The 16644-nt window shown below is 39.0% G+C and carries 17 protein-coding genes; 6 read left to right on the top strand and 11 right to left on the bottom strand.

What is annotated here, in order from left to right:
- Positions 1-186: 186 nt before the first annotated feature.
- Positions 187-1785, top strand: coding sequence for a hypothetical protein (locus Q0791_RS11130; protein WP_299006116.1), 1599 nt, complete (start codon positions 187-189; stop codon positions 1783-1785).
- A gap of 93 nt (positions 1786-1878) precedes the next feature.
- On the opposite strand, the gene Q0791_RS11125 is transcribed toward Q0791_RS11130, so the two are convergent.
- Positions 1879-3174 (bottom strand): DUF1566 domain-containing protein, encoded by a 1296-nt coding sequence (locus Q0791_RS11125; protein WP_299006113.1) that lies wholly within the window; start codon positions 3172-3174, stop codon positions 1879-1881.
- A 181-nt stretch (positions 3175-3355) separates the two neighbouring features.
- A complete protein-coding gene (locus Q0791_RS11120) occupies positions 3356-3979 on the bottom strand; it encodes a hypothetical protein (RefSeq protein WP_299006110.1) in 624 nt (207 codons plus the stop codon).
- 145 nt (positions 3980-4124) lie between these two features.
- On the opposite strand from Q0791_RS11120, the gene Q0791_RS11115 reads away from it, so the two are divergent.
- On the top strand, positions 4125-4577 hold the full coding sequence (locus tag Q0791_RS11115; protein WP_299006107.1) for a GNAT family N-acetyltransferase: 453 nt from the start codon (positions 4125-4127) through the stop codon (positions 4575-4577).
- 201 nt (positions 4578-4778) lie between these two features.
- On the opposite strand, the gene Q0791_RS11110 is transcribed toward Q0791_RS11115, so the two are convergent.
- Both Q0791_RS11110 and mutY read right to left on the bottom strand, forming a co-directional pair.
- On the bottom strand, positions 4779-5057 hold the full coding sequence (locus tag Q0791_RS11110; RefSeq protein WP_299006104.1) for an oxidative damage protection protein: 279 nt from the start codon (positions 5055-5057) through the stop codon (positions 4779-4781).
- A 2-nt stretch (positions 5058-5059) separates the two neighbouring features.
- Complete coding sequence (mutY, locus tag Q0791_RS11105) at positions 5060-6124, bottom strand: A/G-specific adenine glycosylase (protein ID WP_299006101.1); 1065 nt, start codon at positions 6122-6124, stop codon at positions 5060-5062.
- Positions 6125-6356: 232 nt separating this feature from the next.
- Between mutY and trmB the strand changes: the two genes are divergently transcribed.
- The 4 genes from trmB (at position 6357) to Q0791_RS11085 (ending at position 9629) form a co-directional block, all read left to right on the top strand.
- Positions 6357-7073, top strand: coding sequence for a tRNA (guanosine(46)-N7)-methyltransferase TrmB (trmB, locus tag Q0791_RS11100; protein ID WP_299006099.1), 717 nt, complete (start codon positions 6357-6359; stop codon positions 7071-7073).
- Between the two features lie 23 nt (positions 7074-7096).
- The gene (locus Q0791_RS11095; protein WP_299006096.1) at positions 7097-7423 is read left to right on the top strand and encodes a 50S ribosome-binding protein YggL; all 327 of its coding nucleotides are present in this window, start codon (positions 7097-7099) and stop codon (positions 7421-7423) included.
- Entirely contained in the window at positions 7423-8337 is a 915-nt protein-coding gene (glsB, locus tag Q0791_RS11090) for a glutaminase B (RefSeq protein WP_299006094.1), read from the top strand. The genes Q0791_RS11095 and glsB overlap by 1 nt, the downstream gene beginning before the upstream one ends.
- 347 nt (positions 8338-8684) lie before the next feature.
- A complete protein-coding gene (locus Q0791_RS11085; protein WP_299006091.1) occupies positions 8685-9629 on the top strand; it encodes a LysR family transcriptional regulator in 945 nt (314 codons plus the stop codon).
- Between the two features lie 37 nt (positions 9630-9666).
- On the opposite strand, the gene Q0791_RS11080 is transcribed toward Q0791_RS11085, so the two are convergent.
- The 7 genes from Q0791_RS11080 to Q0791_RS11050 form a co-directional block, all read right to left on the bottom strand.
- Positions 9667-11517, bottom strand: a complete 1851-nt coding sequence (locus Q0791_RS11080; RefSeq protein ID WP_299006089.1) for a DUF885 family protein — start codon at positions 11515-11517, stop codon at positions 9667-9669.
- A 348-nt stretch (positions 11518-11865) separates the two neighbouring features.
- On the bottom strand, positions 11866-13002 hold the full coding sequence (gene hemW / locus Q0791_RS11075; protein WP_299006086.1) for a radical SAM family heme chaperone HemW: 1137 nt from the start codon (positions 13000-13002) through the stop codon (positions 11866-11868).
- Positions 13002-13595 carry an RdgB/HAM1 family non-canonical purine NTP pyrophosphatase gene (rdgB, locus tag Q0791_RS11070; RefSeq protein WP_299006084.1) on the bottom strand — a complete coding sequence of 198 codons (594 nt, stop codon included), beginning with the start codon at positions 13593-13595 and terminating at the stop codon, positions 13002-13004. The genes hemW and rdgB overlap by 1 nt, the downstream gene beginning before the upstream one ends.
- A 180-nt stretch (positions 13596-13775) precedes the next feature.
- Positions 13776-14228, bottom strand: a complete 453-nt coding sequence (locus Q0791_RS11065; RefSeq protein ID WP_299006081.1) for a DUF4426 domain-containing protein — start codon at positions 14226-14228, stop codon at positions 13776-13778.
- Between the two features lie 145 nt (positions 14229-14373).
- Positions 14374-14922 (bottom strand): YggT family protein, encoded by a 549-nt coding sequence (locus tag Q0791_RS11060; RefSeq protein WP_299006079.1) that lies wholly within the window; start codon positions 14920-14922, stop codon positions 14374-14376.
- 31 nt (positions 14923-14953) lie between these two features.
- Entirely contained in the window at positions 14954-15772 is an 819-nt protein-coding gene (gene proC, locus Q0791_RS11055) for a pyrroline-5-carboxylate reductase (RefSeq protein WP_299006076.1), read from the bottom strand.
- A gap of 133 nt (positions 15773-15905) precedes the next feature.
- The gene (locus tag Q0791_RS11050; RefSeq protein WP_299006073.1) at positions 15906-16610 is read right to left on the bottom strand and encodes a YggS family pyridoxal phosphate-dependent enzyme; all 705 of its coding nucleotides are present in this window, start codon (positions 16608-16610) and stop codon (positions 15906-15908) included.
- Positions 16611-16644: the final 34 nt, after the last annotated feature.

Below are 16644 nucleotides of genomic sequence, written 5' to 3'. Positions count from 1 at the left end.
ATACCAAATTAAGACCAAAGCCAAATAGGCCTTTTGTGAGATATATAATAGATTGTCTTCATCTCATTTGCTATTAAGTTTATGTTTTATCTAATAAATTAAAGCCTAATATTAACACTAGCCTTTGGGATAAGTCACTTGAAAATACCTGTTATTAAATGGTTATGGAAATAAGGATGGTCCCAAATGTATAGAGTGTCTAGGTTTTGCCTTGTTTTACGCAAAGGTATCACATTGATCTTTAGCATCATTTCTACACTTGTGTTAAGCGGGTCTATTAATGTTTATGCAGCATCTGTTCATCAGAAATCACCATTAACTCCCCAATCTGTTAGTTCATTCAAAAAAAGTGATATTGTTCTGGATGAAATTTATGCTATTGGGCCTAAGCAATTTCAATTATTTTGGAAAAGCCATTTACCCTTCAATGTGCATTATCAAGTGTGTTTATATGATGAGCAATTGGCTACGGAAAGTTTTTGTCAACCTTTGGAGGAGAAAACGACTGAGCAAGGGGCGAATGTATCTTTGAAAGCGGCTTTATTAACAGATGAGCCTGTATTTTTTATACTTGCTACAAATGCAGGGAAAACTTATACCAGTAATTATGTTCATCTAACGGAATATGAATTAACGCAGGCGATAGGGCAGCATTATTTGCCTAATGAAAGTCATTTGGCACTATTAGGCACAAAGTTGGCGATGAGTGGTAATGGGCAAGTTATGGCAGTGATAGGTGAGTCTTACGAGAGATCGTATCTTGGTCATGTAGCGTCGACGGAAAATAATATTCATATTGTTTATTTATATCAACGCGATCCTCTTGGTTGGCAGTTGCAAACTCGCCTTCCTTTTACTGGTGATATTGATCTTGACATGAGTTTAGATTATTTGGGGCAAAATCTTGTCGTTTCTCGACCTGATCATCAAACTTATGATTTACAGTATCAAAAGCATTCTGCTACGGGAGTTGTTAAACATTTTTCTTATAAAAATGGTACATGGCAGATTAATCAAGTGCTGCATAATGGGATCAGTGAAGCAAACACTTATGAGTTAGATGATACCTATTTTGGTCATAAAGTGATGTTGAGCCAAAATGGCAAAGTGTTACTAGTGACGGGTATCGATCCTTCTTATGCTCAGTTGGGCTCTGTAGTATATGTATACCGTTATGTGAATGAAGGGTGGCGATTAGAAGAAACTTTATCGGGTGATTTTAGTAATGTTCCCTTATTTGAGCTGTCTTTGGATTTGGCACAGGATGGTCGTCGAATCGCTATTAGTGATCCACATGATAAAAGAGTAATCATTTATGACTTTCAATCAATTGACTCAAATGAGAATAAAGGAACTTGGCAACAAACAGGTGTGATAGAAGGACATGTGGCAGGTTTTGCTGAGCAGTTGAGCCTGAATGGTACAGGACATCGGCTTGCGGTGGCTGCAGTTGATGAAGTACATTTTTATGATGAAATAAATGGACATTGGCAATTGAACTATCAGTTCGCAAAAAGTTTTAAAGTATTTACAAAAATGTCGTTAGCTCAAGATGGCCTTTCATTGTATTTCAGCGTGCCACAAGGTCAATTTATTAACCTCGATAGACCTTTATTGAAGACGCCAGTCGTGGTGCAATTTAAACAAATAAATAATAAATGGCAGTTAACTCATCTTTTTGACATGCAAGATAGCAGTTTTAGCTGGGATTTTGTGCTCGACGCAAGTGGTCATAACTTGGTTATTGGTGGTGGTAAGACATTGGATAAATTTTACCATTATTGAACTCTTTTGAAGTTTTTTTGAAGTGTTTCTGATATGAGTAAGAAATGTTCAACCTAAAGGGCTGCGACATGCCCTTTAGGTTGAATCAAAACATTAATTGATATCGCGCACTAAACGAACATAGTGGTCAATGCGTCTCACATCGCCTTGAGGGCCAAAACCGTGTGGAAAATCACTGGCCTTACCTACTTTAGGATCGCTGCGCTGCGCCCCTGCACCATGGACATCTTCCAGTTTTGGTGCCCCTTTTGACATAGGAGGCTTAAAGAATCCTAATGCTTCACCAAAGCACACATATACTGCTGATCCGCCACCTTGTTGATTTTGCTGGGTTGTGGATGTCCAATAGAATGGATAGTTTTTCTTACCGCCTTCATCGATAATAGAGGTCACATTAAAGAGTGGATTAATCGCCGGTGAATGTGTGGCGCTGGGTGAGCGGCTATAATCGACAATACTTTGTAATTCTTTAGCGTTGGGCAATCGCCAGTCATTGTGGCCCAGATAGTTTTCTTTATTACGAGCTTGAGCCAGTTCTAAAGCACTTTGCCAAGAAATGGCTTGTTGATTGTCATTTTGCTGCCACATTAGCCCTGTGGCAAGATCTGAGATGGTGCCGTCTTTGTTATTTTGAAAATGGTTTTTACCATAGTTTGTATTACCTCGAACAAACCTGACGGTATACATTTTTCCAGTGCGGGTGCGAGGATCCATTAAGGGATAACCTTTAATACGGCCATCAGCGAGGTTAACACCAAAGAGGGTTTGATTACCGCCCATTGTTGTCCCTTGATAAACCGTAGAAGTGAGCATTTGCACATCAATGGGGCGCCTGCCATTTGCACCATATTCAAAGTCAAAATAATTGATATCGATAAAAGGTTTACGGTGTTGACCCGCTTTTGACATATCTTTTGCACTAATGTCCACTCCATTAAAAAGCATCAATGAATAGGCTTCTTTAATGGTGGGTAGGCGCCAATCAGTGTGATTAGCAAGGTTAAAATGTTTTAATTTATCTATTGCTTGTTGATAGCTCATGACTTCAAATGATTGTTGCCATTGTAGACCTGTGACATTGTCGGTGATTGTGCCGTCGTGATTATTGGTATAAGACGGTTTATTTTTGATATGTTGTGCATCTTGCCCATAAAAAGCATTCCCTTTTTGTGGGGCTTTGATGGCATTGTAGTTATTAAAAGTGGTCACTTGGCCTGTATCGACTAAGGGAAATTGGTTAATTGTTTCCGTGTTGGGGTTTTCTATAGGAATACTAATAAAGTCAAATTTAGGCTGTTTTGGAGGTTGAGGCCGAGCATGAGCAAATTGTGTGCTAGTTAACATCAGCATACTGGAATAAATAAGGGATTTCATGAAAGTCATTGTCATAATGTGGCCTTATGAATATCAAGGGGGTGAGTTACTGATTATGATAAAACTTATACGATTAAACTTCTGTATGCTGAGTGTAAAGCTATGGCAATATTGTTATATTCCATCATGAATAAAAACATATATCTTTATAGATTATGATCATGTCCTTGTCATAATAAAATAAACAAAATCTGTGTTAGTGACTAATAGTCATAATAAGATTTTTTGTTAAAAAAGCGTCTATGCTTTTTCCTTTAACTTTCGTTGTAAACTCAAATCTATTCTTATCTAATGTCTTCTGACTTATCCAAGTGACGGGAATTTTATCGATATTACCAGCAAGTATAATGCTGGCTAGTCTTCTATGGTTAATTGTCCATATGTTACCTTTACTATCTCGCCAAACATGAATATTGGGTAATGCTGTAATCGCTATTCTTTTCTGTTGTAATTGATAAGCAGTTGTTATAATGTCAAATCGTCTTTCATGAAAGACATCGTGGATACTGCTTTGCATGAAAAGGATACTTCTGGTAGGAATGCTTGTTGGCTTATAAGGGGCAATATTGGCAAAAACAGGAAATGGAGTGCTTCTAATTTTGCTATTTTTTCTCGCGTTATCTTTGACTACTTTTATTTCTCTATAATTTAATCCTAATAATATTTTTTGAAAATGGGAGATAAGTTGAGATGAATGGTCATGACTATTGAATTCGAATAATAAAAATTGATGTAGAGTATGTGTTTCATTGGCTTGGGGGTGGCCAATTATTAGGAATAAAAAAGCCGATATAAAATAAGATGAATATAAGTTTTTCATTGAACATTCTCACCTAATGATAAAGCTTGTTTTTAAACTTAGTTTATCGTAAAAATAAATCAATGGATCTTGTTTAGGTATTATTGTCTTTTTCTTTCTAGTTAATACTCTGATATTATGTTTCTTTTTTAAAGGATAGGCGAATATGTTGTCATTTCGGCAAGCTGAACGAAAAGATCTAGATTGTTTGGTGAAAATGTTGTTTGATGATCCGTTGGGAAAGTTACGTGAAGATGGTAAGAATCCACTTAATCCTAAATATCTTTTAGCTTTTGAGGCGATTATAAAGAATGAAAATAATGAATTAATTATTGTGGAAGAGCAAGGGGAAGTGCTAGGCATGTTGCAGCTGACTTTTATTCCTTATTTAACATATATTGGCAGTTGGCGTTGTTTAATAGAAGGAGTCAGAGTTCATAAAGCCCATCGAGGAAAAGGGTTGGGCACCCAGATTTTTAAATGGGCGATTGAGCGAGCGAAGCAAAGAAAATGTAATATGGTGCAACTCACCTCAAATAAAGCACGAGTTGATGCGCTGCGTTTTTATGAGAATTTAGGATTTAAAGCGAGTCATGAAGGGTTTAAATTATCCCTTTAAAAAGAACGAAAAGTATCACGGGTATTGCTAAAGCGATTTCATGGTAGAAACGAGTTACAAAGTGCAATAAATCATGAGTAACCCATTTATGGAGTGAATCTCTTAAGTTGAGAGTCAGTGTGTTTTAAAAGGAAGGAATAAGATATCGTGTATAGTCCAACTACCAAGTATTATTCCTTCATTCATCTAGGGCGAATAAAGTTAATCTTTCTTTTGCTGAGGAACAAAACCTTCGATTTCGACGTCTTTTCCCTCAAATAAAAAACGGATCATTTGTTCTTCAAGGAGTTTTCTATCATCCACATTCATCATATTGAGCTTTTTTTCATTGATAAGCATAGTTTGTTTGGCTTGCCATAAGGCCCAAGCTTCTTTGCTCACATTATCGAAGATCCGTTTACCCAGTTCGCCTGGATAAAGTTGAAAACTAAGACCTTCAGCTTCTTTTTTTAAATAGACGCAATTGACAGTGCGAGCCATGTTTATTCCTCATTTAAAATAGAACGTAAGCTGGCTAAAACTCGCTCGGTGGCTGAGGCTAAACCAACTTTTTGTGGATTGGGTAAGTTATACCAGAGTGAGGTATTTTGTTCCATTACTCGGTGATCTTTTTGCCCTGAAACAGCAATAAAAATGGGCTGAATATCGAGGTGAAAATGACTAAAAGTGTGCCTAAAACCGGGTAATTCGATTTCGTTGTCGAAAGTGATATTCTCTTGAACTAGGTACTCATTGAGCTGTTTTTTTGTTTTAAACTCGGGAAAGCACCATAGGCCACCCCAAATACCAGCAGGGGGTCTTTTATTTAATAACACTTGATCTTGATATGTCATTACCAATAACCAAGCGACTTTTTCAGGAAGGGGCTTTTTGGGCTTTTTACCGGGAAATTCACTTTGTTTGCCGCTTAATTGGGCTTTGCAATCTATTGCGACAGGACAAATAGGGCAGTTAGGCTTAGAGCGAGTACAAATCGTTGCGCCAATATCCATCATGGCTTGATTATACTTTTGCACATTGTCTTTTGGTGTATGCTCATGGCTCAATGTCCATAATGCTTGTTCAACAGGTTTTTTCCCTGGCCAACCCGCAATTGCGCCGTGGCGTGCAAGTACTCGTTTTACATTTCCATCTAGAATGGCATGATGTTGGCCAAGAGATAAAGATAAGATTGCGCCAGCAGTAGAGGGCCCTATGCCGGGTAAATCCAATACTTGTTGAAATTCAGTTGGGAAATGCCCATTGAATTTGTCTCTGATCTGTTGCGCTGCTTTGTGTAAGTTTCTGGCTCTCGCGTAATAACCTAAACCTGTCCAAAAATGTAATACTTCATCTTGCTCCGCATTCGCTAATGAAAGGACGTCGGGAAAGCGTGCTAAAAATTGATTGAAATATGGAATAACAGTAGCTACTTGAGTTTGCTGTAGCATGATTTCTGAAATCCAAACTTTATAGGGGGTCTTATTTAACTGCCATGGCAATTGTTTGCGACCGTGAATGTCATACCAGTCGACAATTCGCTTTGAGAAAAGGGGAGTTGTTTTCATTCGCGCAGTGTAACTGCGACTCTTGTTTAGCACAAGAGTCAAAAGTCATAGTAGGATAAGGATTGCACAAGGCATCGAGTATAATTTTAAAGATGTTTCATTTATAATGTTCGGTTTTAAACGCTTTGGGAGACTGACCCTAGCATGGAGTCTCACATATTTCTTGCACTGTTCGATTAACTTTGGATAATGCCCTTTTTTAATCTTATTGTTATCTAGGCCGAGGACGCTAATGAGCGATGTAACGACCGCTGAATTTAATGAGGAAGGTAAATACCTTCGAAAAGTGAGAAGTTTTGTTTTACGTGAAGGTAGGCTAACAAAAGGCCAAGCTCAAGCGATGGAACAACAATGGCCGATTATGGGGCTAAGCTATACGCCTGAGCCTATTTCACTGGTAGATGTTTTTGGTCGAGATGCTGATACTGTACTTGAAATTGGTTTTGGTATGGGCGCGTCCTTGGTTGAAATGGCAAAGGCGGCACCTCATAAAAACTTTATTGGTATTGAAGTTCATAAGCCAGGAGTCGGAGCCTGTTTAGCCGATGCGGCAATGGCAGAAGTCACTAATTTGAGAGTGTACCATCACGATGCAATTGAAGTTTTAGAGCATAGCATTAAAGATGGCTCACTTGCTGGCGTTCAGCTTTTCTTTCCCGATCCTTGGCATAAAAAGCGTCATCATAAACGTCGTATTGTTCAGCCTGAATTTGCAGAACTTATTCGTCGTAAACTCAAGATTGGTGGTGTGTTTCATTTAGCTACCGATTGGGAAAATTACAGTGAACATATGTTAGAAGTGATGAATGCTGCTTCAGGTTATAAGAATCTGTCAGTCACGGGAACATGTGTTGAAAGACCGAAGCATAGGCCTTTAACTAAATTTGAGGCGAGAGGTCATCGTTTAGGCCATGGTGTATGGGATTTGATGTTTGAACGCATTAGCTAATTTTTTTATATAGGAGTCATATTATGGCCGCAAATCGTAGTCGCCGCTTACGCAAGAAATTGCGCGTTGATGAATTTCAAGAGTTTGGATTTGATATCACTTGGACTTTTGATGATTCAGTGTCTGAGGAGCAAATAGATTTAATTGTTGATCAATTTGTTGATGATGTCATTGAACCAAGAAAATTAGGTTTTCATGGTGGCGGTCATAAGGAATGGGAAGGGATTATTGCGACTCAAAAAATCGGTCAATGTACCCAAGATGATAGAGCTGCTGTGACGGCGTTTTGGGCTGATAAGGCAGTTTCAAACGTTGAAGTGAGTGAGCTTTATGATATTTGGTGGAGTTAATGCCTGAGTTGGCCTTGTTAGAGCAGGTTATGGATACTGTTCGGCCGTTACTTGGACAAGGCAAGGTTGCTGATTATATTCCCGCTTTAGCCAAGGTGAATGCGAATAAATTGGGTATTGCGGTTACATCGATTGATGGTACGACAATTGGTGCAGGGGATTATTTAGAGCCTTTTTCGATACAAAGTATCTCAAAAGTGTTCAGTTTAACTCTGGCATTGTGCCATTATAGTGAAGACGAAATTTGGTCAAGAGTCGGTAAAGAGCCTTCTGGGCAATCTTTTAATTCTCTCGTGCAAGTTGAGCTTGAAAGGGGCTTGCCACGAAATCCTTTCATTAATGCGGGTGCTTTAGTGATTGCGGATTTATTACAATCTCGTTTGGGTGCGCCAAAACACAGAATGTTAGAAGTGGTTAGGGGATTATGTGGAAACCCTAGTATTAGTTACGATAAAAAAGTGGCTGCTTCTGAATATCAGCACAGTGCAAGAAATGCAGCAATTGCTTATTTGATGAAGTCATTTGGTAATTTCAATAATGATGTTAACACTGTTTTACAAAGTTATTTCCATTATTGCTCATTACGGATGAGTTGTGCAGACTTATCTCGCGCCATGTTATATCTTGCAAACGGTGGAAAAAGCGCCACTGGTGAGCAATTAATGACTAAAGTTCAAACACGGCAAATGAATGCGCTATTAGCAACGTCAGGCCTTTATGATGGAGCTGGAGAGTTTGCTTATCGTGTTGGAATGCCAGGTAAAAGTGGTGTTGGTGGCGGAATTATTGCCGTGATCCCTGGTGATTTAGCTGTGTGTGTTTGGTCACCGGAATTAGATAAAAATGGTAACTCTTTAGCGGGAACTGCAGCGCTAGAAGCTTTGTGTCAAGGATTAGGACGCTCTATTTTTTAAACTGATTGTAAAAAGTCATACCGTGTTAAGCTCAATTATTTTGGGCTTTACCTCTGCTTTACTATTACTTTATTTTGACTTTATCCATACTTAATAATCATGTAATGTTTACATATGAATGAGTATATTGGTTTGTTTTTACACTTATTTATGTGTTAATGGAATAGTTTGGTATACTGGAAACATTATCACTGCCTATTCATATAGTTTACTGATTTTCGAAAAAGCGGATTTTTTGAAATAAAGTTCTCATCTGAATGATAAGTCAATGGATTATCATCATATGCTATGGGTATACATAAGAATTAATGCATCTTTAGTGCTGTAAAGACTTTAAGGCAATTTAAATGTTAGAACTGTTGGAACCTATCGCTATTTTTACCCATGTAGCCCGAGCTGGCAGTTTCAGTGCTGCAGCGAGAAAGTTGGGTATTTCTAAATCTAAAGTGAGTACTCAAGTTGCCGATCTTGAGCATAAATTGGGTGTTCAGCTTATTCAGCGAACCACTCGAAGTTTAAGTCTTACCGAAGCGGGTGAGTTATTATACTCTCAAGGAGAAGAGTTATTAAGGGATGCAGATCAAGCCATTGCGAGTGTGCATAATTTAAATGATGCAACACGTGGTTTATTAAAGGTTGGCATTTCTCAGTCTTTTGGTTCGATGCACATTATTCCTGCTATTCCAAAGTTTATGGAAATGCATCCTGAATTAGAATTACAGGTGAGTTTATTAGATCATAAAGTGGATATTGTTAGCGAAGGGCTTGATTTATTGTTGACCCTATCGGAACAACTGCCTTTAGGCATGGTGGCTCGTCCTTTAATGAAATGCCAATTTTTATTAGTGGCATCGCCAGAATACATAGCAAAACATGGCAGGCCAGCAAGACCTGAACAGTTAGTGGATCATAATTGTTTGGTTTATCAAGGTGAGTGGCATGAGCACAGTACTTGGCAATTTAAGCAAGGTGATGATTACTGTGAGATCGGTGTATCAGGTAATTTCCGTATTGATAATGCTCCAGCCTTAAAGTCTGCAGCGATCAATGGCTTAGGAGTGGTTTATTTAGCTAGCTATTTACTTGAAGATGAAATCGAAAAAGGCACTTTAGTGCCATTACTTAGTGATTGGCAATTAACGCAACATTTACCATTACAAGCTGTATATCCAAGACGCAAACATTTAGCGCCTAAGGTGAGCGCCTTTATTGAGTTTATTAAAGGGCACATTGGCACCCCGCCTTATTGGGATGAAAAATACAAAGAACTTTACGCGAAAAGAAAGCCATAAAGTGAAAAAGGGGGCTTTTAATGCCCCTTTTGCTTTTTTAGTTCTGGGTTACTTGAATCCAATGATCGACTTGTTGTTCTAATATATTCAGTGGTAGTGCACCGTTGGCTAACACCAATGTATGAAAATCACGAATATCAAATTGATCACCTAATGCTTGCTGCGCTTTTTGGCGTAATTCAAGGATTTTTAGCATACCAATTTTATAAGCCGTGGCTTGAGAAGGCATCACAATGTGACGCTCAACCATTTTTATTGCATCAGATTCAGCATTGGGTGTGTTATTCACGTAATATTGAATGCCTTGCTCTCGTGTCCATTTCTTTTGATGGATCCCTGTATCGACAACCAGTCGGCAGGCTCTCCATAATTCCATAGACAAGCGACCAAAATCGGAATAAGGATCGGAATAAAGCCCCATTTCCTTAGGAAAATATTCACTGTAGAGTCCCCAACCTTCGATATAGGCAGTATAGCGGCCGAACTTTCTGAATTTAGGGATCCCCTTCAGTTCTTGTGCTATGGCTAATTGCATGTGATGCCCTGGAATGCCTTCATGATAAGCTAGTGCTTCCATTTGATATTTTGGCATAGCTTCCATTTTATATAAATTAGCGTAATAGATACCAGGGCGTGTACTATCGGCTGAAGGGGTGTTATAAAAGGCTTTACCTGCTGATTTTTCTCTAAAGGCTTCTACTCTTTTTACGATTAACGGCGCCTTAGGTTTGATTTTAAAGCTTTCATCAAGCCGTAACGCCATATTATCAATAAGTGCGGTTGCATCATGCAAGTAATCATTTTTACCTTGCTCTGTGTTAGGGTAGTAAAATGATTTATCGTTTCGCATGTGAACAAAGAAGTCTTGTAGCGTGCCTTTAAAGCCCACTTTTTTCATTATGCCACGCATTTCATCATGAATACGTTCGACTTCAAATAATCCAATTTGATAGATCTCATCTGCCGTTAACTGAGTTGTGGTTGTCTTAGCTAGAGCTGCTTCATAGAAATCATCCCCTTGTGGGAATTTCCAGACACCTGCTTCATTATTACTGCGTTTACTGAGTTGATTAATATAGCGAATAAACTGACTGTAAGCGGGTTGAACTTTTTTTGTTAATGCTTTTTTAGCTGAAGCCAATAATGCTGCTTCTGTGGTTTGAGCTAGATTTAATGCCTTAACTTTTTGACTAAAGTCTTGCCAAAGGACATTGGGCGCGCCATCATCAAAGGGAAAACCTGTAATGATATTTTGGCTGTCTGAAATGACGTAGGGAAAAATGAAACTTGGAGCGATAATGCCTTTATTCGCTCTTATTTTTAATTGGTTTTCAACCTGACTTAAGCGTTTTGGCATGGCATTTAGACGGCTAATATAGGCTTTAGCATCTTCAAAGCTGTCTATTGTATGATGGTTAATTAAAAAAGAGACCATGCCTGCATGTGAGCCCCTCATTTGGCTCACAGGATAGGTATGATAACGCCATTGATCATTGGCAATTTGTTGTTTTAGTTTTTGAGTCAATAGCTGAAAGCTAAGTAAAGTTTGCTTATCCAGTTTTTGTGGGTTAATTTGATTTAATTGAAGTAAATGTTGCTTAGCTCGTTTTATTTTTTCATTATCGGCAGCTTCTCCTACGTCACCCCATTCACCATAATGGGTTTTCATGCCTAAGCGCGTTTGTTCCATGGGATCTGTCATCAATTCTTCCATGAAAATGGCTTCAAAAAGCGCATTGGCTTTTTCTGTTTCAGTTTCAGCGGCGATATTGCTAATAACCTCATTAGCAGGGGAGTCAGTTAGGCTTGTTTGACTAGATATTGATATTGTGGAAAAGGTGAGTGAAATAGACAGAGCTAGAATGCTTAAATTAGTCGATGTCTTCATGATGGGCCTTGTTATGTTCAATGGCCCTATAATAATAAAGCTCAAACTTAATGTTGAGCTTTATTTGTTACCAAGTGTTTCAAAATGTTTCTTTTAACAGAATCGTGCTGGCAGTTCGTTAACAGGTGTGTTTCCTTTGGTGGCGTTTTTCTGTGACCATTTAACAAACATGTTGCCTTTAACAGAATTGTGCCAGTGGTTCGTTAACAGGTGCGTTTCCTTTGGTGGCGTTTTTCTGTGACCATTTAACAAACATGTTGCCTTTAACAGAATTGTGCCAGTGGTTCGTTAACAGGTGCGTTTCCTTTGGTGGCGTTTTTCTGTGACCATTTAACAAACATGTTGCCTTTAACAGAATTGTGCCAGTAGTTCGTTAACAAACATGTGGCCTTTTGCGGTTAAGGTCCATTGTGTTGGGCTATCGATTAATAAGCCTTTGGTGACGGCTTTTTCTATACCCGATTGAATACTTTTACTTGAAAGCCCAGTGCGTTGCTCAAATTCCTTTTTAGGAATAGGGTACATGAGTCTGAGGCGATTCATTAAATATTCAAGCGCTCTGTCATCTTCTTCGATAATGTTGACATCAAAGGTATAATTGCTAGCTGCAAGATAACCTTTAGGATGTTTTATTTTGACGGTACGTAATAGAGTGTTATTGGCAAGATCGGTGATTTTACCATGGGCACCGCAACCTATTCCAAGGTAGTCACCAAATTGCCAATAATTAATATTGTGCCGGCATTGAAATCCTGGTTTGGCATAAGCGGATATTTCATATTGTTCATAACCTAGCGCCGCAAGTTTTTTTTGTCCTTGTTCATAAATTTGCCAGAGTACTTCATCATCTGGAAGTTGTGGGGGTTTAGAATGAAATAAGGTATTAGGCTCTATGGTTAACTGATACCAAGATAAGTGGGGCGGAGCCAGTTTAGCCGCGGTGTCAATATCTGACATGGCTTGTTCAAAATTTTGATTGGGTAAGCCATGCATTAAATCAATATTGAAACTCTTGTATTTTGCTTGTGCTGCTTGAGTTGCGGCGTTTTTTGCTTCTTCTTCGCCATGAATTCGGCCTAAGAGGTTTAGCTTTTCTTTAGCGAAGCTTTGTACGCCAATGGATAATCGAGTGATCCCCGCCTTTCGATAAGCTTTAAAATCATCATGTTCTAATGTTCCAGGATTGGCTTCCATGGTGATTTCTATGGCTTTATTGAAAGGGATCAGTTTTTCAACGCCTTTTAGTAGGCGAGCGATTTGACTCGCTTCAAATAATGAGGGCGTGCCGCCGCCAATAAAAATGGTGTCCAGATGGCGCCCTTGTACGTAATGGAGATCTTGCTTGAGATCTTTGAGTAAGGCATCAACATATTCTTCTTGAGGAAGTTCATTTTGCTGACCATGAGAGTTAAAATCACAATAGGGGCATTTTTGAACACACCAAGGGATATGAATATAAAGACTTAGTGGAGGCAGAACTAGCATTAATTAATTAGTCCTTTATTTTTCATTTCCGTGATGAGTAAGGTCAAGGCTTTTCCTCTATGACTAAGTGCGTTTTTGACTTCGCTGCTCAATTGCGCTGCTGTGCATTCATGTTCTTGTGGAATAAAAATGGGATCGTAGCCGTGACCATGCTCGCCTTCTGGGCTAAAGCCAATGCTGCCTTCCCAAGCGGCTTGGCAAATGATAGGGCTAGGATCGTCTGCATGGCGCATATAAACTAAAACACATTGAAAACGTGCGCTACGATTTGTGGTATCAGCAAGGGCTGTGAGCACTTTCTCGTAGTTAGCTTTATCGCCTTTGCCGGAATAACGTGCAGAATAAATGCCAGGAGCGCCTTGAAGAAAGTCGACTTCAATACCTGAATCGTCAGCGATGGCGGCAAGACCTGTGATTTTTGCGGCATGTCGAGCCTTGATGATGGCATTTTCAACGAAGGTGGTGCCTGTTTCGGCCATGTCACTGACATCAAACTGACTTTGGGCTATCACGTCGACACCATAGTTATTCATCAATTCTGAAAATTCTTTGAGTTTACCTTTATTACCGCTGGCCAGTACGATTTTGCTCATTGGAATAACCTTTTTTGTTATATTGAAATAGGCATTGAAAATACCGCGCAATGATAACGTGCACGAAGGCATAAGGCGAGTGTTAGGTGATAGAAAAAAGAGGGGTTAGTTAGAAAGAAAATGATGTTCCAAGTTACTTGCAGTTATAAGTAACTTGGAGTGAATTAATGCAATATAAGCTTATTGATCGACATAGAACTTATGTTTGAATTTTAATTGTGTATTAAGCTTAGCGCCGTATTTAACATTAATATTGAAGTTTATTTCTTGATCATCCCGATAAGGAATTTCAGCAAGATAATAAATAGCCTTGCCTTCTTTGATTTCTTTAAAGGTTAATTTTTTCCTTGCATCGAGCAGATTATTGGCTGTACCAGACAGCTCCACTGGAACGGCCGAATGTTCTGTATCACTGTTGTTTAATACTGAGATATTCACAATTCCCGTATAGCGACTGCGTTTTAAACCGTATTCTTTGGCAATTTGAGGAGTGAGAAAGGTACTGTCAAAGGCGACATAATGAATGTCATAATTACCGACAGTTTGCTTTTGTTCGGCGAAAGTGAAGGGGCTAAATAATAGGCTTGCTATGAGGAGAGCTTTGACTGTACTGGATAAGCGTTCGAGCAACATAATACCTTTCCTTAGTGTTTTATCTATTGTGTTATTTTAGTCTATTCAAAAGTGACTGGATGGGAAGTCGAGTGTAGGAATCGATATGGCCTCATATAAAGAGGAGAATTTGAGTGGCAAAACCATCACCACTCAAGAATACTAATTACACACTTGCCCAGTATGGAACATACTGAACCATTAATATATTCAAGAAGTTAAGAATAATCATTAATACCAGTAAAGATAAATCGAGTCCGCCCATAGGAGGAATAATGCGTCTTATTGGGCCTAAGAATGGCTCAGTTAATTGCACCATAACCATTTCAATGGGGTTTTGCCCTTGACTCACCCAGCTGAGAATGGCACGTAAAATCAGCATCCAGAATAAGAGTACACCAGCCTCTTTAAAGACTGAAACAATGGAGATGAGTAAAAGCGTTGGTAGATCCAATGCTGCTCCAACCATGAGACTTAAAATGGTATATTTTAGCGCGACAACGATGAGGGCTAATAAAATAGAAGCGGTATCGAATCTTCCCATCGATGGGATCACTCGGCGCAGTGGTGCTATGATAGGTTGAGTCGCTTTGACGATAAACTGACTAAAGGGGTTATAAAAATCCGCACGGGCTGCTTGTAGCCAAATACGCAATATGACAACCATTAAATAAAGATCAAATAAAGTATTTACCAAAAAGCTCATTGCATTCATATTGTTACTCAATTAGTAAAAAGTGGATAAGTTAGAATTGTTCGGACATTTCTTCGGCTCGAGCAATACAGTTTGTCATGGCATTATCAACTAGGCCTCTTAAATTCCCTTTTTCAAAGGTGTCGATAGCTTGTGCTGTTGTGCCGCCTTTAGAGGTGACATTTAACCGCAATTGAGCCAAGCTGATCTCACTGTTGTGTTTGACCATTTCCGCTGCACCTAAGGCTGCTTGCTGTGCCATTTGTCTGGCTTTATTTTCATTCACTCCTTTTTTGACAGCGCTTTCAACCATAGCTTCCATGAACAAGAAAAAATACGCTGGGGAGCTTCCTGCAAGGGCAATGACATCGTTGAGCTCTTGTTCTTTATCAACCCAGATAATTTCTCCGCCAGTCTGCATGAGCTGTTCTGCGAGTCTTTTATGTTCGTATGATACGCCCTCACAGGCAAAAAGCCCTGTTAATCCCATGCCTATCTGTGTGGGGGTATTGGGCATAGTACGAATAAGTTTTATGGGCTGTTTGAGGTAGTCACTATAGCGCTTGGCAGTGATCCCAGCAGCAATAGTCATAATGAGTTTGCCCTTTAAGTCTAAAGCGCTTAATTGTTCGCAGACCTGTTGCATGAGCTGAGGCTTAACGCTTAATACAATAATCTCAGCACGTTTTGCCCCTTCAAGATTATTTTGAAAGGTATGAACGCCAAAATCTGTTGCCATAGCATCGAGTTTAGGCTGACTTGGGTTGGTGACATTAATTAGTTTTGGTGCATATCCACTGTTAATGAGCCCACTAACAATGCTGCGTGTCATATTTCCCGCACCAATAAAACAAACACTTTTTTGAGACATGGTTTCTCTCTTTCACTATTTAATGGCTGAATGGCTCACCAATGATGTTATTAGCATACTGGCTAAAAAGGTATTTTTACCCATCTTGGCTGTATTTTACCACTGTTTTTGTGTTGATTTGATAAAATTGCTTTTATGTTTCCTTTTTATTGGTTCTGGCACCGAAAATCGCTGTACCTATGCGCACCATAGTTGAACCGTATTTGATGGCTAGCTCTAGATCTTGGCTCATGCCTACAGATAGGGTGTCTATTTGCGGATAAAGCTGTTTTAGAGCAATAAAAGAGGCGTGTAATTGGGCTAATTCTAAACGGGCTTTTTGTTCATTTACATTGGCTGAAGGGATGGCCATCAGTCCTCGTAATTGAATATTGGGCAGTGTATTAATATGTTGAGCAAGCGTGATAATTTCATCGCATTGCACACCTGATTTAGTGATTTCTTTGCCGATATTGACTTGAATACAAACGTTAAGGGGAGGAAGGGTATGTGGGCGCTGCTCACTTAAGCGGGTGGCAATTTTTTCTCTATCGATTGTATGCACCCAATCGAAGAGTTGACTCACTGTTTTGGTTTTATTGGATTGCAATGGTCCGATAAAGTGCCATTGGATATCATCATAGGTTTCTTTTAAAGCGCGTATTTTTGTTTCTGCTTCTTGGACATAATTTTCACCAAATAAGCGCTGACCAGCCTGATAAGCTTCAACAATATCACTGACAGGCTTTGTCTTACTGACGGCAAGTAAGTTTATTTCTTGCGTTTTACGGGATACGTTTTTGGCTGCTTGAGCTATCCTTTTTTGAGAGTCTTTAAGTTTATTTTTAATGCTGGTCATTGTGTTCAACTTTAATATGGATATTTGAAGAAAT

Source organism: uncultured Shewanella sp. (assembly GCF_947495455.1).
Lineage (GTDB): Bacteria > Pseudomonadota > Gammaproteobacteria > Enterobacterales > Shewanellaceae > Shewanella.
This window is presented reverse-complemented; position numbering and strand designations above follow the sequence as displayed.

What these genes read in the sequence shown, in the direction of transcription:
- Q0791_RS11130 (WP_299006116.1), top strand. Translation starts at nt 187, where the DNA reads ATGTATAGAGTGTCTAGGTTTTGCCTTGTTTTACGCAAAGGTATCACA.
- Q0791_RS11125 (WP_299006113.1), bottom strand. Translation starts at nt 3,174, where the DNA reads ATGACAATGACTTTCATGAAATCCCTTATTTATTCCAGTATGCTGATG.
- hemW (WP_299006086.1), bottom strand. Translation starts at nt 13,002, where the DNA reads ATGCTAGTTCTGCCTCCACTAAGTCTTTATATTCATATCCCTTGGTGT.
- Q0791_RS11065 (WP_299006081.1), bottom strand. Translation starts at nt 14,228, where the DNA reads ATGTTGCTCGAACGCTTATCCAGTACAGTCAAAGCTCTCCTCATAGCA.
- Q0791_RS11115 (WP_299006107.1), top strand. Translation starts at nt 4,125, where the DNA reads ATGTTGTCATTTCGGCAAGCTGAACGAAAAGATCTAGATTGTTTGGTG.
- Q0791_RS11120 (WP_299006110.1), bottom strand. Translation starts at nt 3,979, where the DNA reads ATGAAAAACTTATATTCATCTTATTTTATATCGGCTTTTTTATTCCTA.
- glsB (WP_299006094.1), top strand. Translation starts at nt 7,423, where the DNA reads ATGCCTGAGTTGGCCTTGTTAGAGCAGGTTATGGATACTGTTCGGCCG.
- trmB (WP_299006099.1), top strand. Translation starts at nt 6,357, where the DNA reads ATGAGCGATGTAACGACCGCTGAATTTAATGAGGAAGGTAAATACCTT.
- proC (WP_299006076.1), bottom strand. Translation starts at nt 15,772, where the DNA reads ATGTCTCAAAAAAGTGTTTGTTTTATTGGTGCGGGAAATATGACACGC.
- Q0791_RS11110 (WP_299006104.1), bottom strand. Translation starts at nt 5,057, where the DNA reads ATGGCTCGCACTGTCAATTGCGTCTATTTAAAAAAAGAAGCTGAAGGT.
- Q0791_RS11085 (WP_299006091.1), top strand. Translation starts at nt 8,685, where the DNA reads ATGTTAGAACTGTTGGAACCTATCGCTATTTTTACCCATGTAGCCCGA.
- Q0791_RS11080 (WP_299006089.1), bottom strand. Translation starts at nt 11,517, where the DNA reads ATGAAGACATCGACTAATTTAAGCATTCTAGCTCTGTCTATTTCACTC.
- rdgB (WP_299006084.1), bottom strand. Translation starts at nt 13,595, where the DNA reads ATGAGCAAAATCGTACTGGCCAGCGGTAATAAAGGTAAACTCAAAGAA.
- Q0791_RS11050 (WP_299006073.1), bottom strand. Translation starts at nt 16,610, where the DNA reads ATGACCAGCATTAAAAATAAACTTAAAGACTCTCAAAAAAGGATAGCT.
- Q0791_RS11060 (WP_299006079.1), bottom strand. Translation starts at nt 14,922, where the DNA reads ATGAATGCAATGAGCTTTTTGGTAAATACTTTATTTGATCTTTATTTA.
- mutY (WP_299006101.1), bottom strand. Translation starts at nt 6,124, where the DNA reads ATGAAAACAACTCCCCTTTTCTCAAAGCGAATTGTCGACTGGTATGAC.
- Q0791_RS11095 (WP_299006096.1), top strand. Translation starts at nt 7,097, where the DNA reads ATGGCCGCAAATCGTAGTCGCCGCTTACGCAAGAAATTGCGCGTTGAT.